Origin of the sequence: Streptomyces sp. NRRL F-5135, from assembly GCF_000719775.1 — a bacterium.
GTDB classification, from domain to species: domain Bacteria; phylum Actinomycetota; class Actinomycetes; order Streptomycetales; family Streptomycetaceae; genus Streptomyces; species Streptomyces hebeiensis.
In genome coordinates this window covers 284,018-302,138 of the sequence record NZ_JOHR01000002.1, presented here as the reverse complement: position 1 = coordinate 302,138, position 18,121 = coordinate 284,018, and the positions used below count along the sequence as shown (strand labels likewise).

Sequence of the window (18,121 nt, the reverse complement as noted above, 5' to 3'; positions counted from 1 at the left end):
TGGCCAAACAGAGACCTTCGGTCTATGACGATTGGGCGGATTGCCCGCTTGTAAGTCTCGTGGAATTTGTCACTGGCGTACCTGAACGCTGAACTGGGCGGATAGTGTGGCGCGATCCGGTGCAGCCGGCCGCGTAGGTCGCGCACTCATGGATCGAATGAACCGGGCGTCTTCCGGGGGGAGACGCCCGCGTGGCACCGACGGAGGATCAAGCAACCGTGGATGCGCATAGCCGTGGGCAGGCGGACGAGATCGACCCCGCCGACCAGTGGGTGCTCAACCCGCAGACCGGTAACTACGAGCTGCGACTGGACCACTCCAATGGGCAGCAGACCTCCGTCCCCAGAGACACCGGCTCCGGCCCGGGCGCGCCCGGAAGAGGTGCCCCGGCGCGGGACGACGTGCCGGGCGAGGGTCGCGGGAGCGGTGCCGCGTCGGCGTCCGACGCGGGCCGCTCGGGTGCGCGCGGCGGCCGGAGCGGCGGCCGCGCGGCCGACAAGGAGGCCACGGCCCGCGCGGACGTGCCCGGCCAGCGCAGCCGCCGGGCGGGCAAGGGGCCGGCGGACAGCGCCGCCGCGGCCGGGCGCGGCCGGTCCTCCCGCAAGCGCAAGCAGCAGAAGTCGGGCAAGAAGAAGGCGCTGGTGTGGACGGGCGGGGTGCTGGCGTTCGTGCTCGTCGCCGGCGGCACCGGCGCGTACTTCGTCTACCAGCACTTCAACGGCAACATCGACACGATCGATGTCGCGGGCGCGGGCAGCGGCGGGTTCAAGAAGGACCAGCCGATCAACATACTGGTGATCGGCACGGACAAGCGGACGGGCAAGGGCAACGAGGGGTACGGCGACGCCGGGAGCGAGGGCCACGCCGACACGAACATCCTGTTCCACGTGTCCAAGGACCGTACGAACGCCACGGCGCTCTCCATCCCGCGCGACCTGATCACCGACATCCCCGACTGCGAGACGAAGAACAAGGACGGCTCCACGACGTCCATCCCTGGGACACTGGGCACGCGGTTCAACGTCAGCCTCGGCCAGGACGGCCGGGACCCCGGCTGCACGATGCGCACGGTCAAGGAGATCACCGGACTGACGGTCGATCACTTCATGATGGCCGACTTCAACGCGGTCAAGGAGATGTCCACGGCGGTCGGCGGGGTGAAGGTGTGCGTGGCCAAGGACGTCGACGACCCCAAGTCGCACCTGAAGCTCAGCAAGGGCGAACACGTCATCCAGGGCGAACAGGCCCTCGCCTTCGTACGGACGCGGCACGCGTTCGGCAACGAGAGCGACCTCAGCCGGATCGAGACGCAGCAGCAGTTCCTCAGCTCGATGATCCGTCAGATGCAGTCCAGTGAGACCCTCACCAGCCCCAGCAAGCTCTGGAAGGTGGCGGAGGCGGCGACCAACGCGCTCACGGTCGACAGCGGCATCGGCACCATCGAGAAGCTGAGCGAGCTGGGCAGGGAACTCGCGTCCGTCGACCCGAAGAACATCACGTTCACGACGCTGCCGGTGCTCGACAACCCGGCCGAGGAGATCAAGGCCACGGTCGTCCTCAACGAGGCCAAGGCCAGGCCGCTCTTCTCGATGATGCAGAACGACATCTCCCTCACCGAGGTGAAGAAGAAGGAGTCGGCGCAGGAGGCGGCGGCCAAGAAGCAGCAGCAGGCGCTGCTGAAGGGGCCCAAGGCGGCCCCGGCCGACGTACGGGTGGACGTGTACAACGGCGGCGGGCCGCAGGGCGCGGCGCAGGAGACCCTGAACTGGCTCCAGAACGACCAGGGCGCCCTGAAGTCCACCAACAAGGGCAACTCCCCGGACCCCGACCAGCCGAAGACGACGCTGGAGTACGGGGCGAACCAGGCCGACCAGGCGCGTGCCCTCGCGGAGATGATGGGCCTGCCCGGGAGCGCGCTGAAGCCGGGCACGGAGGACGCCGAGGGGCTGGAAGCGATGACCCTGGTCCTCGGCAAGGACTTCAAGGGCGCCGGGGTGCCCATCACCGGAGCCGCGAAGGCGCCGGAAGGTGTGCAGAAAGTGGCAGCGGACAAACAGGTCTGCGCCAAGTGACACCGGAGCGGCTGGGGCCTTTCGTTCGGACGGGCGATGTTCGAACGGAAGGCCCCAGCCGCTCCGGGTCGTACGGCCTGCCTGACACAGGGGGAACGCGGTGCGTCGAGGCGGTGCGAAGCGGGAGGGAGAGCACGAAAGCGCTCGACAGACCCGTGATCCGGGTGGGGACAACAGCTTGTACGAGAAGCACGGGAAGCGCGTGAAGCACGAGGAGAAGGTGCCGGGGCCACGCGAGGCGGCCGACGGCACGGAGCGCGCGTCGGCCGCCGGGGCGGCGGGCGCGGGCGCGGGCGGTGGCCCGGAGGGGCCGGACGACCAGGAGAACGAGCCGAAGGTCCTGGCCACGGCGGGCGGTGGCCGGTGGGTGCGGGAGGCACCGGGCGACGGCGGGCCGGGGCCTGAGGCCGGCGGCGTGAAGGAAGCCGACAGCGCCAAGAGTGCCGACGGCACCCAGGAAGTCGGCGGTGCCAAGGGGCTCGGCGGTGCGGGTGCCGACCAGGTCGAGGATGCCGGCGGTGCCAAGGACGCCGGCGATCCCCGGGCCGCGGGTGGCCGGGCCGCCGCCGCCCAGGGTGCCGGCGCTGACGGAGCCGACGGCGTCGGCGGCGGTGAGGCACCGGGGCGTACGACGCGCTCCCGGCGCCCCCTGCGCGTACTGCGCTGGGCCTCCGCCGTACTGGCCCTGCTCATACTCGGGACGGCCGGCGCGGCCTATGTCTACATCAGGCACCTCAACGGCAACCTCCGCAGCGGCGAGCGCAGCAACGGCGCCAGCGGCGTGAACAAGCCCGTCGCCAACTCGGCCGGCCAGACCCCGCTGAACATCCTGCTGCTCGGCTCGGACAGCCGGGCCAAGGCGGAGAACGTGAAGCTCGGCGGCAGCAGGGACACCGCCGACAACCCGCCGCTCGCGGACGTCCAGATGCTGCTCCACGTGTCCGCCGACCGGAAGAACGCCTCGGTCGTGAGCATCCCCCGGGACACCCGGGTCGACATCCCGGAGTGCGAGGACGCCAGGACGGGCGAGGTCTTCCCGGAGACCAACACCATCATCAACGAGACGCTGGCGCGCGGCGGCCCCGGCTGCACCCTGAGCACCTGGGAGAAGCTGACCGGCGTCTACATCGACCACTGGATGACGATCGACTTCTCCGGTGTGGTGAAGATGGCGGACGCGATAGGCGGCGTCGAGGTGTGCGTCAAGGACAACATCTGGGACCGGCCGCTGCCCGGCGTGCCCGGCGGCTCCGGCCTCAAGCTCACGAAGGGGTCGCACCAGATCCAGGGCGAGCAGGCGTTGCAGTGGCTGCGCACCCGCCACGCCTTCTACAGCGATCTCGGCCGCGCCAAGGCGCAGCACATGTACCTGAACTCGATGCTCCGCGAGCTGAAGTCGCAGAGCGTCTTCACCGACACGCCCCGGCTGACGGGTCTGGCGGAGGCCGCGACCGAGTCGCTGGAGGTCTCAGAGGAGATCGGTACGGTCAACAAGCTGTTCGACCTGGCCATGCAGCTCAAGGACGTGCCGACCAATCGCATCACCATGACCACGATGCCCACGGTGGCCGACCCGCAGGACCCCAACCACCTCGTCGAGGCGGAGGACGCCGGCACGATGTGGGCGATGCTCCGCGACGACGTGGCGTTCGACAGCAACGGAGAGCCCACGGAGGACTCGAAGGGCTCGAAGGGCTCGGACAAGGCCTCGGGGTCGGAGAAGGCCGCCGGTGCGGACAGGCCGGCCGAACGGGCGGGGCCCGCCGTGAAGGACCTGGCCTCGGACCCCGCCGATACCGGTGTGCTCGTACGGAACGGCACCGGCGACGCGCAGGCGGCCCCGGTCGGCGGCCGTGCCTCCGTCGTCGTCCAGGCTCTCGTGGCCAAGGGCTACGCCCTGGCGCAGGCCGACGCGACCACGACCCCGCGGGAGAAGACCGAGGTCGGCTACCCGAGCGCGGACATGGAGGGCGCCGCGCAGGCGGTGGCCACGGCGCTCGGTATACCGCTGAACCAGGTGAAGCGGTCCACGGACGTGTCCGGGGTGACCGTGGTCGTGGGCGCCGACTGGCGGGACGGAACGTCGTACCCGAAGCCGAAGAAGCCCAAGGCGGGCGGCCTGCCGGAGGCGGCGGACGCGATCAACGGCTCCGAGGAGGACGCCTGCATGGACGTGTACGAGTCGTACCGCTGGTGATGGCGAGCGCGCGCACGCGGGCATGTGCGACGCGTGGTGCGTGAGACATGGGAGAGGCGCCCGTGGCCGGGTGAACGACCCGGCCACGGGCGCCTCTTCGTCATTACGGCTGCCGGCCGCCGACTGACCGTCGCCGACTGACCGTTGCCGGCTGTCGAACCGTCAGGCCGTCAGGCAGACAGGCGGTCAGGGCGTTCCCGTCGCCCCGACGTTGTCGTCCTGCTGCCGGGCGGCCGGCCGGCGGCTGGCGATGACCTTCTTCGCCAGTGAGCGCGGGCTCGTCAGGAAGCCGAACCCCCACGACATGTGCATGGTCGCCAGCGCCACCGGGATCTGGAGCCGCGCCTTCAGCGGCAGCCCCCTGCCCGCGGGTACGGAACCGGCGACGATCGCCGCCAGATAGCCGCCCGGTACGACCAGCCCCCACGGAGTGACCAGGACGCCGGCCACCAGGCCCGCCGCGATGGCGCAGACCGCCGCCGGCGGGGCGAGGTACCGGAGGTTGATCGAGCCCGCGTGGTAGCGGGCGACGACATGGCGCCAGCGCCCGTAGTCCTTGTACTGCTTGGCCAGCGCCCGTACCGAGGGGCGGGGTCGGTACTGGACGCGGAGTTCGGGCGAGAACCAGACCGCTCCGCCCGACTCACGGATCCGGAAGTTCAGCTCCCAGTCCTGGGCCCGGATGAACTCCTCGTTGTAGCCGTCCAGCCGCTCCAGCGCCGCGCGCCGGAACACGCCCAGGTACACGGTCTCGGCGGGCCCGGCCCGGCCTCCGGTGTGGAAGGCCGCGTTGCCCACGCCGATCTTCGAGGTCATGGCGGCGGCGACCGCGTGCTCCCAGTCGTTCTCGCCCTCGGCGTGCATGATGCCGCCGACGTTCTCGGCGCCCGTCTCCTCCAGCAGGCGGACGGCGGTGGCGATGTAGTTCGGCGAGAGCATGCCGTGGCCGTCGACCCGGACGACCACGGGGTACCTGGACGCCTTGATCGCCGCGTTCAGGGCGGCGGGGGTGCGGCCGGTGGGATTGGGCACGGTACGGACCCGGGCGCGCTCGCTCGACGCGGTCTCCCGTACCAGTTCCGCGGCGATCTCGTCGGTGCGGTCCGTGGACGGTCCGAGGGCGATCACCACCTCCATCTCGCCGTCGTACTCCTGCTCCAGGATGTGCCGGACGGAGTTCCTCAGATGACGTTCCTCATTGAGCACCGGCATGATCACGGAGACCGCGGGGGGCAGGGCAGGCATGTGGTCCTTCTGGGGTCCTTCGGGCCCGGGTCCGGCCTCGGCCGGGCCGCGTACCGACGGCGTGCTCACGGGTACGTGCGGCGTACCGACGCGTACGGGGCGCCCGGGCCATGACCGGATTCGGGAGACGGCGCTGGCCCGGCCACGTTACCGCGAACGGGGGAACGCGACGCGCCCCGCCCGGGTGGCTGCCCCGGGGCACTGATCATATGGGCCTACCGTTCTGGCGATTCCCACCGTCCGCAGCCTCTCGGCTCCCCCACCGTCCGTAGCCCCTCGGCGTCCGTACTCCCCAACGTCCGTAGCCCCTCGGCGTCCGTGCGGAGGCCCCGTCACCGCGGAGGTCCCGCCGTGCCCACACCGCCTCGCCCGGACAGCCGTGCGGTGCCCCCGCCCACGGCTCCCGCACGGCCCCGGACCGGGACCAGGAACCGGCGGCGGGGCGGCCCCCGGGGGGCCCGGCCACGCTGGGGCACCCGGCTGGTGACGACCCTGTCCGTCCTGGTGCTGGGCGTCGGCGGCATCGGCCACGCCGTCGTGACCAGCCTGGACACGGAGATCGGCCGGGTCGACCCGTTCAAGGACATGAAGAACCGCCCCGACGCGGGCCACGGCCTGAACATCCTCCTCGTGGGCACCGACGGCCGCGACAAGATCACCGAGGAGCAGCGGCGGACCTACCGGCTCGGTGGCGAGCCCTGCCACTGCACGGACACGATCATGCTCGTCCACCTCTCGGAGGACGGGCGGCGCGCGAGCGTGGTGAGCGTCCCCCGGGACAGCTACGCGGAACTGCCGGAACACACCGACACCACCACCGGCGAGCACCACAAGCCCCACCCGGTGAAGATCAACGCGGCCTACGCCGAGGGCGGGCCGAGCCTCACGGTCCGGACCGTGGAGCGGATGACCGGGGTCAAGATCAGCCACTACCTGGAGATCGACTTCGCGAACTTCATGAAGACGGTGGACGCGGTGGGCGGCGTGGACATCTGCACCCCGCAGCCGCTCAAGGACACCTACACCGGTCTCGCGCTGGCACCGGGCACGCACCGGCTGAACGGCGGCCAGGCGCTCCAGTACGTACGGTCCCGCCACCTCGACAACGCCGCCGACCTGGGCCGGATGCGCCGCCAGCAGCGCTTCGTGGCGGCTCTCATCAGCCGGGCGACCTCCAGCGGGGTGCTGCTGAACCCGGTGAGGTTCCAGAAGGTCGCCGCCACGGTGCTGGGCTCGGTCCGGGCCGACGCCGGATTCGGCATGCGGCAGATGCTCGCCGTGAACGAGGCGATGCGCGGCTTCTCCCCGTCCTCGTCGGAGTTCACGTCCGTGCCGCTGGCGCCCGCCGAGATCCCGGTGCCCGGTGGCGGTACGGCGCTGACCTGGGACCCGGTGAAGTCGAAGGAGTTGTTCGACGCCGTGCGCGAGGACAAGCCGCTGGCTCCGGAGCCGCCTTCCGACGGCGACGAGGGGAACCCCGATGGAAGCGCCGAGGGGAGCGCCGGGGACAGCACCAGGGACGCCAAGGGCGGGAAGGTGGTCGAGGTCCGGCCGCAGGACATCCGGGTGCAGGTCTACAACGGCACGCCGACGGACGGCCTCGGCCGGCGCGTGGACGACGCCCTGCGCGCCACGGGCTTCCGCACGACCGGGGCTCCGCTGGGCTCGGACGGACCCGACGTACGCCGGACGGTCGTCATGTACGACCCGCGTTGGGACCGCTCCGCGAAGTCCCTGGCGGCCGCGCTTCCGGGCAGTGAGCTGCGCCCCGTCCCCCAGCAGGGTCCGACGCTGAAGGTGCTGGCGGGATCCGACTACCGAGCGGTGACGCCCGTTCGCGCTCAGAATGCGTCCAAGGGCGCGTTCGAGGCGATGACCGGGGACCAGGCCGTGTGTCCCTGAACACTCACGGCACGGCCGCGGCACGTGCCGTGGGACGGCGGCCCGGCCCGGCTACGGGGTCCGGGGTCCGGGGTCCGGGGTCCACCACTCGCGACGGACGCAGACCTACGTCCACGTATGGAGGTGCTCAGAAGGTGAGCGGAAACCGAGAGCAGGACATGTCCCCCGGGGCCGCCACGCCACGGACCGCCACGCCGCGAACGCACACGCGAGGAACGGACGCACGGAACACCGGCGCGGGGAAAGCGGGCGGCCCCCGAACCGGGGTACTCGCCGGGACACCGCGGACCGGCACAACCGCCGGGGCACCGCGGCGCCGGCTCCTGGCCGCCGCCGCGTTCGCGCCGCTGCTGGCCGGGGTGGGCATGGCCGGAACGGGACTGGCCGGGCCGGGCACGGCCACCGCCCACGCCGACACCCGGCGCGGCGGCGGCCCGGTCCCCCCGGACCACTCCGGGCACCCGCGCGGCCCGGACCACTCGGGTCACGGACGCCCCCTCAAGCCGGTCAGGACCAAGGCGGGCGACTGGGACCACGTCGTCAAGGCGCTGGGGCTCTCCGGCGGTCCCAGCATGGTGCGCGGCGAGTTCCTCCACGCCCGCTTCCCGCGCACCGACCTGGACGTCGTCTCGTACGGCGTCAAGGTGTCCCCGGGGCTGGCCCTCGGCTCGCACGTGGCCTTCGTGCGCTACGAGGACGGCTCCACGCTGGTCATGGGCGACCTGGTCTGCGCGGAGAACGAGCTCCAGCGGGTGTCCGACGCGCTGTTCGCGCACCACATCGAGATGACCGCGCTGCACAAGCACCTGCTCGCCCACTCCCCCGACGTGTGGTGGATCCACGTCCACGCGCACGGCCACGACGCGGTGGCGCTGGCCCGCGGCGTACGCGCGGCCATCGACCGCACGGCCACCCCGGCGCCCCAGCCGCGCCCCCGGAGCCTGGAGAATCCGCCGCTCGACCTGGACACCCGGCGGATCGACGCCGCGCTGGGCGGAACGGGCTCCAACGACGGCGGTCTCTACAAGATCGTCTTCCACCGCCGCGAGACGATCGTCGACCGCGGCATGGAACTGCCCCAGGGCCTCGGCGCGTCCACGGCGTTCAACATGCAGCTCCTGGGCGGCGGCCGGGTCGCGCTCAGCGGTGACTTCGTCATGGTGGCGGACGAGGTCCCGAAGGTCCTCGCCCGGCTGCGGCAGGGGAAGATCAACCTCGTCGAGCTGCACAACCACGGTCTGTCGGAGGAGCCCCGGCTGTTCTTCACGCACATCTGGGCCGTGGGCGACGGGGTCAGGATCGCCAGGGCGCTGCGCCCGGCGCTGGACGCCACCCGCGTCACACCGGGCGGTCAGGGCGGGGGCGACTGAGGGCCCGGAGCGGCCGGGAGGCGGTACCGGAGCCGGGTGCCGCCTCCCGCCGTCTCACCCGTACGGCCGCCCGCGCCGCCGCACGGTCACCCACTCCGCCGCACGGTCACGCGTCCCACCTGGAACGGCCACCTGCCCCACCCGCACGGTTACGCGTCCCACCCCGTACGACCACCCGTCCCACCCGTTCGGCCGCCTCCGACCAGGTGAATGCATCAGATTCGCAACAGGGCCGCCCCGATTTCCCATGACCCCTGTATGGCGTACGAGCGGGCCCGGCACACTGGTGCGCATGAATGATTGGCCCGACGGATGGACCGGCGACCGCGGTGAGCGGCGCGACCGCTACGGACGCGGCAGTGGGGGCGCCCAGCCCGAGGGCGCGCGCGTGATGCCCCATGTGCAGTCACGCGGCGTGCCCCGGCAGGGGCAGGGGTACGCCCCCGGCCCGGGTGCCGGGCCGCCGCCCGGTGCCGGCCCGGATCCGGCGTACAACACGGGCCAGGTGTACGGCTCCCCCTCCGGCGGTGGCCCGGGCGACGGCGGCTACCGCCGGGCCGGCGCCATGGGCCCGACGCGGCCCGCGCCCGACTGGGGACGCCGGATCAAGCTGGGCGCGCTCACGCTGGTGATCGTGATACTCGGCGTCTCCATCGGCACGTACTTCTGGGCCGACGGAAAGCTCAACCGGGAGGTCGACCTCTCCAAGGTCATCGAGCGCCCGGCGCAGGGCGACGGCACGAACTACCTGATCGTCGGCTCGGACAGCCGTGAGGGCATGACCGACGAGCAGAAGAAGCAGCTCCACACGGGTTCGGCCGAGGGCAAGCGCACGGACTCGATGATGATCCTGCACGACGGCTCGAACGGCCCGACGCTGATCTCCCTGCCGCGCGACTCGAACGTGACGATCCCCTCGTTCAAGGGGTCGGACTCCGGCAAGGTCTACCCGAACACGGGCCGGCAGACCAAGCTGAACGCGGCGTACGCGGAGGACGGACCGGAGCTGCTGGTCCGCACCGTCGAGTTCAACACCGGCCTGCACATCGACCACTACGTGGAGATCGGCTTCGCCGGCTTCGCCAACATCGTGGACGCGATCGGCGGCGTGGAGATCGACATCCCGAAGGCGTTCAAGGACAAGAAGTCCGGGGCGGACTTCCAGGCGGGCAAGCAGACCCTGGACGGCGAGCAGTCGCTGGCGTTCGTGCGGACGCGGTACGCGTTCGCGGGCAGTGACCTGGACCGTACGAAGAACCAGCAGAAGTTCCTGGCGGCCCTGGCCTCCCAGACGGCAACGCCGGGCACGATCCTCAACCCGTTCAAGCTCTACCCGACGATGGGCGCGGGCCTGGACACGCTGATCGTGGACAAGGACATGTCGCTGTGGTCGCTGGGCCAGATGTTCTTCGCGATGAAGGGCGTCACGGGCGGTGAGGGGAAGTCCATGAACATGCCGATCTCGGGCAGCGTGGGCGGCAACCTCGTGTGGGACAAGGAGAAGGTCAAGCAGTTGGTGAACCAGCTCAACAACGACGAGACGGTCACGGTCTCCGGCGACTGATGGACACCTCCGAGCCGCGCCACGAGCCGGACCACGACGGGCCGCGCCGCGACGAGCCGGACCATGAGCTGATCGAGGCGGCGGCGGCCGTCGCGCGGACCCGCGCCCGCGGCGACCGCCACACGATGGCGGCGGCCGCCCGCGCGGCGGACGGCCGGATCATCACGGGCCTGAACGCCTACCACTTCACCGGCGGCCCGTGCGCGGAACTGGTCGTCCTGGGCGCGGCAGCGGCCCAGGGGGCATACGAGCTGACGACGATGGTCGCCGTGGGCGACCGCGACCGGGGCGTCGTGTCGCCGTGCGGGCGCTGCCGCCAGGTCCTGCTGGACTACTTCCCGGGCATGCGGGTGATCGTGCCCGCGGCCGACGGGCCGCGGGCGGTGGCCGTCGGGGACCTGCTCCCGGAGAGCTACGTCTGGGCGGACCACGCGGACTGAGGGGCGGACCGGCTGGGGAAACGAACGGTCGGCCGACCATGCGCGGGCGCCGGGTGAGAACAACTCACCCGGCGCCCGCGCGTTCGCACGACGCCCCGTCCGGGCGCCCGTACGACGGGTCCGTACGGCCGCGCGGGCCGCCACGCGAGTCAGACCGTCAGGCGATCCGCGGCGGCGTCGTCTCGCCCTGCGCCGCGCCCGCCGTCCCCTGGGCCGGCAGCGGCTCACCGGAGCCGGCCGATCCTCCGCCGCGGCGGATGAGGAAGACCGCGCCGGCCGCCAGGACGGACGCCGTCGCGAGGCTGTACAGGCCGCCGTTCGTACTGCCGGTGGTGTCCTTGAGGTAGCCGAAGAGCGTGGGCGAGACGAAACCGCCGAGGTTGCCCAGGGAGTTCACGATCGCCAGCCCGGCCGCGGCGATCTTGAAGTCCAGGCCGGCCTGCGCCATCGGCCAGAACACGGTGGCGGCGCACTTTCCGCCGATCGCGGCCAGCGTGATGGCCAGCAGCCCGAACCACGGCGAGCCGAGCGTGGCCAGGAAGGCGCCGACCGCCGACAGGATGAGGGCGGCCACGAGGTACGGGCGTCGGTCCGGCGCGCCGTCGGCGAAGTGGCTGACCGTGTACATGGCGATCACGGCGCAGATCCACGGGATGGCGGACAGCAGGCCGATCTGGAAGGGCGAGAGCCCGCCGATCTCCGCGACCAGGCTCGGCAGCCAGAAGGTGATCGCGTAGCCGGTGAGCGCCATGGCGAAGAAGACGCCGGTCAGCAGGGCGACCTGGGGATGGACCAGCAGCTTGAGCTTCGAGACCTTGGGCGCGCGGTCGCGGGCCTGTTCGTCCCGCGCGACCGCCGCGCTGAGCGCGTCCTTCTCCTCCTGCGTGAGCCAGCGGGCGTCCTGGATGCGGGAGACCAGGAAGAAGCCCGCCACGATGCCGACCACGATGGAGAAGACGCCCTCCAGACCGAACATCCAGCGCCAGCCGGCGATGCCGGCCACGCCGTGCATCTCCAGCAGCGCGCCGGTGATCGGGCCGGTCACGATGTAGGCGGTGGCGGATCCGCCCAGGAAGATCGCGCTCGCCCTGCCACGGCTGGAGTCCGGCAGCCACTTGGTGAAGTAGAGGAGCACGCCGGGGAAGAAGCCGGCCTCGGCGACACCGAGGAGGAACCGCAGGATGTAGAAGACCGTGACGTTGTGGATGAAGGACATCGCCACGATCACCGTGCCCCAGGTGATCATGATGCGGGTGAGCCAGACCCGGGCGCCGTAACGTTCCATCAGCATGTTGCTGGGGACTTCGAAGAGGGCGTACCCGATGAAGAACAGGCCGGCACCGAGGCCGTAGGCGGTGGCACTGACACCGATGTCAGCCTTCAGGTCCGCCTGGACGAATCCGACGTTCGTCCGGTCCATCTGGTTGACCACCAGCATCAGGACCAGGAGGGGCAGCATGCGGCGGAGGAACTTGCCGACTGCGCGGCTCTCCGCGTCCGGCTCGCTCCCGCTCGCCGGGCGCTTCCTGGGAAGCTGCGGGACCATCTTTGTCTCCCACTGTGAATTGCCGTGAAGGTGTGACCGGCCGTCCCCGGTGCCCCACGCCGTCGACCGCGCCGACCGGACTCCGTTCGCCGGGCGCGGGGGCCGCACCGCACCCCGTCAGGGCCGCACCGCCCCCTGTAGGGGCCGCACCGCATGGGGCCGCGTCGTATCGGGGCGGCACACACCGGGGCCGCGCCCGTGGGTCGCGACAGACGTCCCGCCGTACACGTATGTGAACCAGCTTCACACGTGTGGTCACGTTACGGAGGCGTGTCCTCCGGGTCAATGACTTGCTCACGGAATCTCATCAGCCGGTGCGGGAGGGCGCCGGGGCGGGCCATCTGCCGCTCGACCAGGATTGACGCACCGACCGAGGGCACTTAAGTTGGCGCCTCGTACACGGGTGCACACGCAAGTCACATGTATGAACGGAACCTTATGCTTGACGGAGTGTTGTTCTTTCCGGTCACCCCCTTCGGCCCCGACGGCGGCCCGAACCTCCCGGTCCTGAAGGAGCACGTACGGGCCGGGGTGGCCGCCGGTGCCGGAGCCGTCTTTCCCGCCTGCGGAACCGGCGAGTTCCACGCTCTGTCGCCCCGGGAGCACGCGGACGTCGTACGCGCCGCGGTCGAGGCCACCGACGGGGCCGTGCCGGTCTTCGCCGGTGCGGGCGGCGCGCTGCCGAACGCCGTGGCCGGCGCCGCCGCGGCGCGCGAGGCCGGGGCCGACGGCCTGCTCCTGCTGCCGCCCTACCTGGTCACCGCGCCGCAGGACGGACTGGTGGAGTACACCCGCCAGGTGGCGGGCGCCGCAGGGCTCCCGCTCATCGTCTACAACCGCGCCAACGCCCGGTTCGGCCTGGACGCCGCGGTGCGGGTCGCCGCCCTCGACAACGTCGTCGGTTTCAAGGACGGTGTCGGCGACATCGAGACGCTGTCCCGCACCGTGGTGGCGATCCGCCAGTCGCTGCGCGACAGCGGCAAGCGGTTCCAGTTCTTCAACGGGCTGCCCACCGCGGAGGCGTCCGTACCCGCCTACCGGGCCGCCGGCGTTCCGCTGTACTCGTCGGCCGTCTTCAGCTTCGCCCCCGAGATCTCGCTGGCCTTCCACCGGGCCGTGACCACCGGGGACGACGCACGGGTCGAGGAGCTCCAGGCGGACTTCTTCCACCCGCTGGTGGAGTTGCGGAACAAGCTCCCGGGATACGCGGTCTCGCTGGTCAAGGCGGGCGCCCGGCTGCGCGGCCTGGCCGCCGGGCCGGTCCGCGCCCCGCTGACCGACCCCACTCCGGAAGACCTCGACGCCCTCTCCTCGCTCCTGGAGCGCGGACTCGACCTCGCAGGGAAGGCCTGACCATGACCGCCGAACGGCTGCGCATCTCCTCCGTCACCATCACCCCGGTCGCGTTCCGGGACCCGCCGCTGCTCAATTCCGTAGGCGTCCACGAGCCGTACGCGCTGCGCGCGATCGTCGAGGTGCACACCGACGGGGGGCTCACCGGGCTCGGCGAGACGTACGCCGACGCCAAGCACCTGGAGCGGCTGAACGCCGTGGCCGAGGACATCGTGGGGCTCGACGTCTACGCGACCGAGGAACTGCACCGGCGCGTCGGCGCGGTCGTGGCGCGCGTCGGCGGCGACGGCGGGACCGGACTGACCGGGATGGTCACCACGAGCAGCACGGTCGACCGCGTGCAGTCCCCGTTCGAGGTCGCGCTGCTGGACGTCCAGGGACAGGCCAGTGGCCGGCCCGTCTCCGACCTGCTGGGCGGAGCGGTACGGCCCTCGGTCCCGTTCAGCGCCTACCTGTTCTACAAGTGGGCCGCCCATCCGGGCGGTGAGCCGGACGCGTGGGGCGCGGCGCTGGACCCGGAAGGCGTCGTGGCCCAGGCCCGGCGGATGGTCGACGCGTACGGATTCACCGCGATCAAGCTCAAGGGCGGGGTCCTGCCGCCCGAGGAGGAGGTGGAGGCGATCCGGGCGCTGCGCGCGGAGTTCCCGGACCACCCCCTGCGGCTCGACCCGAACGCCGCCTGGTCGGTGCCCACGTCCATCGAGGTCGGCCGGGCGCTGGACGGGGTGCTGGAGTACCTGGAGGACCCGACGCCGGGCATCGAGGGCATGGCGGCCGTCGCGCGCGAGGTGTCGATGCCGCTGGCGACGAACATGTGCGTCGTCGCCTTCGACGAGATCAAGCCGTCCGTGGCGGTGGACGCCGTCCAGGTCATCCTCTCCGACCACCACTACTGGGGCGGCCTGCGCCGTTCCAAGCTCCTCTCCGGGATCTGCGACACGTTCGACATGGGACTGTCCATGCACTCGAACTCGCACCTGGGAGTCAGCCTCGCGGCGATGGTCCACCTGGCGGCGGCCACGCCCAACCTCACCTACGCGTGCGACACGCACTGGCCGTGGAAGACCGAGGACGTCATCGAGCCCGGCGTACTGGAGTTCAAGGACGGCTCGGTGACGGCCCCCACCACCCCCGGCCTCGGCGTCACGCTCGACCGCGACGCGCTGGGGACCCTGCACGAGCAGTACCTGTCCTGCGGCCTGCGCGACCGGGACGACACGGGCTACATGCGGAGCATCAACCCGACGTACCGGGTGGCGATTCCGCGCTGGTAGGTCGCCGTACTGGCCACCCATGCGGGAAATCAGCGTGTCCGGGTCCGTTCGAGACTGCCGGTCGGGCAGCAAATCTGTGCGGCCAGGCGTTCGGTGGCCGCCCGGTCCGGTGCCAGGACACCGTGGTGTGCATCGGAGCCGTCGTCGCTCCGTCGTCCGCCGCATCGATCCCGTGAGGAGACAGTATGCGTTCGAAGATCGCTGCCGGTTTCGGCGCCTTGAGCATGGCCGTCGGGATGGTCGTCGCCCTTCCCGCGTTGCCGGTCGCCGCAGCAGCACCCGGCTACCACCTCAAGTGGGGCCAGACCTGGTCGAAGGGAACCGTGACGTTCAACAACCGGTCGGTGGCCGTGGTCGGGCAGCAGAAGTCCGTGAGCAAGAACGACTGCCGGCGGACCTACGCCTCCGCCCACGCCGCCAACGGCAAGGAACTGGGCTACGCCATCACGCCGTGGGTCTGCGGTACGACAGCGAAGTACACGCTCAACGTGCCCGCGAACGTGCGCGGCGGGGCCGCCTACGTCAAGGTCCACTTCCAGGACCACGCGGCCAACACGGTGGCCGGCGCAACAGTCCGCAAGCCCTGACACGCACGCGAGGGCCCGGGCTTGCCGCCTGCGAGGAGCAGTGGCTCATCCCGGACTCCGGGCTTCGGGCAGCCCGCGCGAGTGCGGGCCGCCTGAGGTCGGCCTCCGACGGCCGGGCACTTGACGCCCGGCCGTCGGCGGCGAAGCCGCGCGCGAACCGGGCGCCGAGGAAGCGACCGCCGACAACCCACCAGCCGCCGACTGCGTCCTCACCGACCGACAGTCGCCGGACGATCTCGTCTTGATCGGGGGATGCCCCATAGGCACCGACGAATGTCGGGGCGTGGGCTGCCACTGTTTCCGCGTACCAGAGTGCCGCTTCCTTCGGTTCCACGAACGTGGCTTCGATCCGGGAGGCGGCCTTGAGCAGCAAATCCGCCCTTTCGAGAGGCATGACCTGTGTAGTGCGGAACTCGTCGTGTGCCGGGCGACGTGGTGCGTCTCCGGGCCTCACGAGTACGTCGCCGTGACCGAGCCACATGTAGGCGTGGTGATGGGGCACCTCTCCTTGCGAGAGTGGTGGCCGTGCGGCCCCGCTCAAAGGCGAGGCCGCACACTTCAATGGTGTGACGCGTTGTTACTGACGGCCGCAGCCGTCGCCCTCGCCGCAGCCGCCGGACGGGTTACCGCCGGACCGTCGTCTTCTCCGCCGTCGTCTTCTCCGCCGTTGACCAGGCCGAGCAGGTGTCGCATGGTGATCTCCTGTACCTGTGAGCCGGCGCCCGGTCCGTCCGGACGCCGGGTGGTGCAGAGCTGGGCCCTGGTGGCCCACCCGCCCCGGTCGGCTGTTCCTGGCCGGGAGCCCGGCCGGGGCGGGAGTCACAGCCGCTTACACAGCGGCGGGGTCGACGGCCCGTAACGGCGACCGTCGCGGCATCGATGCTGGAGACTGGCCGCACGGCGCGGTGTGCCAGTGGACCGGCGGAGCGGCGCCGGTGCCGGTTTCGACGTGGTGGGTGGTGTACCGCTGGCCTGGCAGGATCGGCTGCCCGCAGTGGTCACAGAACATCGGGACCTCAATCAGCAGGGATGGCCGGTGGCCAGGTATGGGCGGGCTGGGTCAGCGTGTGCGGTGTGATGCATGAGCATCCGGCGTCCCAGGCAGACACGGCAGACGGACAGCGGTGTGTCGTAGGCGCGATGCCCAGGGCCGCCGGGGCTGGACATCGTGCCGATCCGGACCGTGGAGAGCTCGGGTCGACGGCAGATGAAGCAGGTGCCGAGGCGGAAGATCGTCGGCCCCGGGAGCATGAGACGGAGGGAGATCACGGGCAAACCCGAACCTCTGTGTCCAGCGAGTGCGCACCACGTGCTCCGTCGGCCCGTCCAGCCGAGACGGCGCCGACCGTGAGCCGGGCTACTGTGAGTGTTACTACAGGCCGACCCAGGCGGCCATGTGCCCCAGAGTGTCGGGCGTGGTCCGAGCCTTGCGGACCAGCCCTGAGATGGTCTCCCGTGCTGCGGGGTGATAACGGGTCTGCTCTGGAGCGGCTTTGCGAGCCTTGACGAGGTACTCCAGCGCCTTGTCCGAGTGTCCGGTTTCCATTTCGACAAGCGCCCGGTCGACCAGGAACCGGGCTCGTCGGCTCGTGAGCAGGTCGGGCGGAAGCTTCATCTTCCTCGCCTGGACCAGCGCCTTGTCGTACTGGCGCATCGCGACTGCCGCACCCATCTCATGCAGATGTACGTTCGTGTGGCCGAACGACAACCAGTGGATCTCACCGGCCTCTCCGCCCACGCGCTTCGCCAGGTCGCTCGCCGCCTTGATGTGCGCGGCGACAGCACCCTCGTCGCCGGCCCGGGCCGCGACGGCGGATGCGCCGAGGTGCAGTTGCCCCGTGACCACAAGTGCCTCTCGGGAGGATTCCAGGGCGAGAAGGCTGTGACCGGAGGCGATGAGCCTCTGTCCCCCGACGGGAGCCCCGACCTTGTGGTACCCGAGGGCTCGCTTGTACTGCCGGATCGCGGCGAGACACGGATCCGATGCCCTGGCGGCCGCCCAGTCCATCCGGTCGAGAGCCACCGTGGACAAATCGAAGAAGCCGATCTTGACGGCGATATCGTGCGCGGTCCGATACGTGGAGGCGAGAGCCTGCCAGACCGTAGTCGACGGGGCCGACCACGCCACGTGCGTCAACTCCGCGATCAACCAGGGCAGTTTCTCGGCCGCTTTGCGGAGGTGAGTTGCCCGTACGTCCTGGCAGAGCTGATCCGCCTTCCCGATCAGAACGTCGGCCGGGCGGGCAGTAAGGTCGGGGTTCGCTCCCAAGTCGTACAGGTCGAGCGCTTCACGAATCGGCCGTACAAGAGCCGAGAGGCGGTCCTGCCGGAGTTGGCTGACATACGGCTGCCCCGTCAGGACGCGGACATCGACTCCGAGAGCCCGCGCCACTGCGGCGACGAATTCGTCGGTCGCCGGACGAGCACCGCACTCCACCTGGTTGAGGAGGCTGTACGAATACGGAATACGCTCGGCCAGCCGACGTTGGGTCAGGCGCGCCAGCTTGCGCTGTTCCTTGATACGGGTGCCGGTGTGGTCGTCATCGGTCCTGCTGGACATACGCGTTACCG

12 protein-coding genes are annotated in these 18,121 nt (G+C 71.0%); 9 read left to right on the top strand and 3 right to left on the bottom strand.

The annotated features are described in order from the left end of the window. Positions 1–218: 218 nt before the first annotated feature. Positions 219–2,072, top strand: a complete 1,854-nt coding sequence (locus IG02_RS0105250) for an LCP family protein (protein ID WP_030742377.1) — start codon at positions 219–221, stop codon at positions 2,070–2,072. A 178-nt stretch (positions 2,073–2,250) separates the two neighbouring features. Further along, positions 2,251–4,269, top strand: coding sequence for an LCP family protein (locus IG02_RS0105245; protein WP_420707718.1), 2,019 nt, complete (start codon positions 2,251–2,253; stop codon positions 4,267–4,269). Positions 4,270–4,455: 186 nt separating this feature from the next. Here IG02_RS0105245 and IG02_RS0105240 read toward each other — a convergent pair whose 3' ends face one another. Continuing rightward, entirely contained in the window at positions 4,456–5,514 is a 1,059-nt protein-coding gene (locus IG02_RS0105240; RefSeq protein ID WP_030742372.1) for a glycosyltransferase family 2 protein, read from the bottom strand. 351 nt (positions 5,515–5,865) lie between these two features. Between IG02_RS0105240 and IG02_RS0105235 the strand changes: the two genes are divergently transcribed. The 4 genes from IG02_RS0105235 to IG02_RS0105220 all read left to right on the top strand — a co-directional run bounded on the left by IG02_RS0105235 (position 5,866) and on the right by IG02_RS0105220 (position 10,790). Next, entirely contained in the window at positions 5,866–7,416 is a 1,551-nt protein-coding gene (locus tag IG02_RS0105235) for an LCP family protein (protein WP_078854208.1), read from the top strand. A gap of 134 nt (positions 7,417–7,550) precedes the next feature. Further along, on the top strand, positions 7,551–8,786 hold the full coding sequence (locus IG02_RS0105230) for a DUF1259 domain-containing protein (protein ID WP_234314603.1): 1,236 nt from the start codon (positions 7,551–7,553) through the stop codon (positions 8,784–8,786). A 292-nt stretch (positions 8,787–9,078) separates the two neighbouring features. Beyond that, the gene (locus IG02_RS0105225; RefSeq protein ID WP_030742364.1) at positions 9,079–10,350 is read left to right on the top strand and encodes an LCP family protein; all 1,272 of its coding nucleotides are present in this window, start codon (positions 9,079–9,081) and stop codon (positions 10,348–10,350) included. Beyond that, complete coding sequence (locus IG02_RS0105220) at positions 10,350–10,790, top strand: cytidine deaminase family protein (RefSeq protein ID WP_051764466.1); 441 nt, start codon at positions 10,350–10,352, stop codon at positions 10,788–10,790. The genes IG02_RS0105225 and IG02_RS0105220 overlap by 1 nt, the downstream gene beginning before the upstream one ends. Positions 10,791–10,947: 157 nt before the next feature. Here the strand turns inward: IG02_RS0105220 and IG02_RS0105215 are convergent, their stop codons facing one another. Beyond that, positions 10,948–12,336, bottom strand: a complete 1,389-nt coding sequence (locus tag IG02_RS0105215; protein WP_051764463.1) for an MFS transporter — start codon at positions 12,334–12,336, stop codon at positions 10,948–10,950. Between the two features lie 438 nt (positions 12,337–12,774). On the opposite strand from IG02_RS0105215, the gene IG02_RS0105210 reads away from it, so the two are divergent. The 3 genes from IG02_RS0105210 (at position 12,775) to IG02_RS0105200 (ending at position 15,550) form a co-directional block, all read left to right on the top strand. Next, positions 12,775–13,689, top strand: a complete 915-nt coding sequence (locus IG02_RS0105210) for a 5-dehydro-4-deoxyglucarate dehydratase (RefSeq protein WP_030742357.1) — start codon at positions 12,775–12,777, stop codon at positions 13,687–13,689. 2 nt (positions 13,690–13,691) lie between these two features. Continuing rightward, positions 13,692–14,963: a glucarate dehydratase family protein gene (locus IG02_RS0105205; protein ID WP_030742354.1), complete on the top strand. Its 1,272-nt coding sequence runs from the start codon at positions 13,692–13,694 to the stop codon at positions 14,961–14,963. 185 nt (positions 14,964–15,148) lie between these two features. Further along, positions 15,149–15,550, top strand: a complete 402-nt coding sequence (locus IG02_RS0105200; protein WP_030742352.1) for a hypothetical protein — start codon at positions 15,149–15,151, stop codon at positions 15,548–15,550. Between the two features lie 1,372 nt (positions 15,551–16,922). On the opposite strand, the gene IG02_RS0105195 is transcribed toward IG02_RS0105200, so the two are convergent. After that, positions 16,923–18,110, bottom strand: a complete 1,188-nt coding sequence (locus IG02_RS0105195; RefSeq protein ID WP_030742350.1) for a helix-turn-helix domain-containing protein — start codon at positions 18,108–18,110, stop codon at positions 16,923–16,925. Positions 18,111–18,121: the final 11 nt, after the last annotated feature.

Coding starts and splice junctions, on each gene's coding strand:
- IG02_RS0105240 (WP_030742372.1), bottom strand. CDS start 5,514: ATGCCTGCCCTGCCCCCCGCGGTCTCCGTGATCATGCCGGTGCTCAAT.
- IG02_RS0105225 (WP_030742364.1), top strand. CDS start 9,079: ATGAATGATTGGCCCGACGGATGGACCGGCGACCGCGGTGAGCGGCGC.
- IG02_RS0105220 (WP_051764466.1), top strand. CDS start 10,350: ATGGACACCTCCGAGCCGCGCCACGAGCCGGACCACGACGGGCCGCGC.
- IG02_RS0105215 (WP_051764463.1), bottom strand. CDS start 12,336: ATGGTCCCGCAGCTTCCCAGGAAGCGCCCGGCGAGCGGGAGCGAGCCG.
- IG02_RS0105210 (WP_030742357.1), top strand. CDS start 12,775: ATGCTTGACGGAGTGTTGTTCTTTCCGGTCACCCCCTTCGGCCCCGAC.
- IG02_RS0105205 (WP_030742354.1), top strand. CDS start 13,692: ATGACCGCCGAACGGCTGCGCATCTCCTCCGTCACCATCACCCCGGTC.
- IG02_RS0105200 (WP_030742352.1), top strand. CDS start 15,149: ATGCGTTCGAAGATCGCTGCCGGTTTCGGCGCCTTGAGCATGGCCGTC.
- IG02_RS0105195 (WP_030742350.1), bottom strand. CDS start 18,110: ATGTCCAGCAGGACCGATGACGACCACACCGGCACCCGTATCAAGGAA.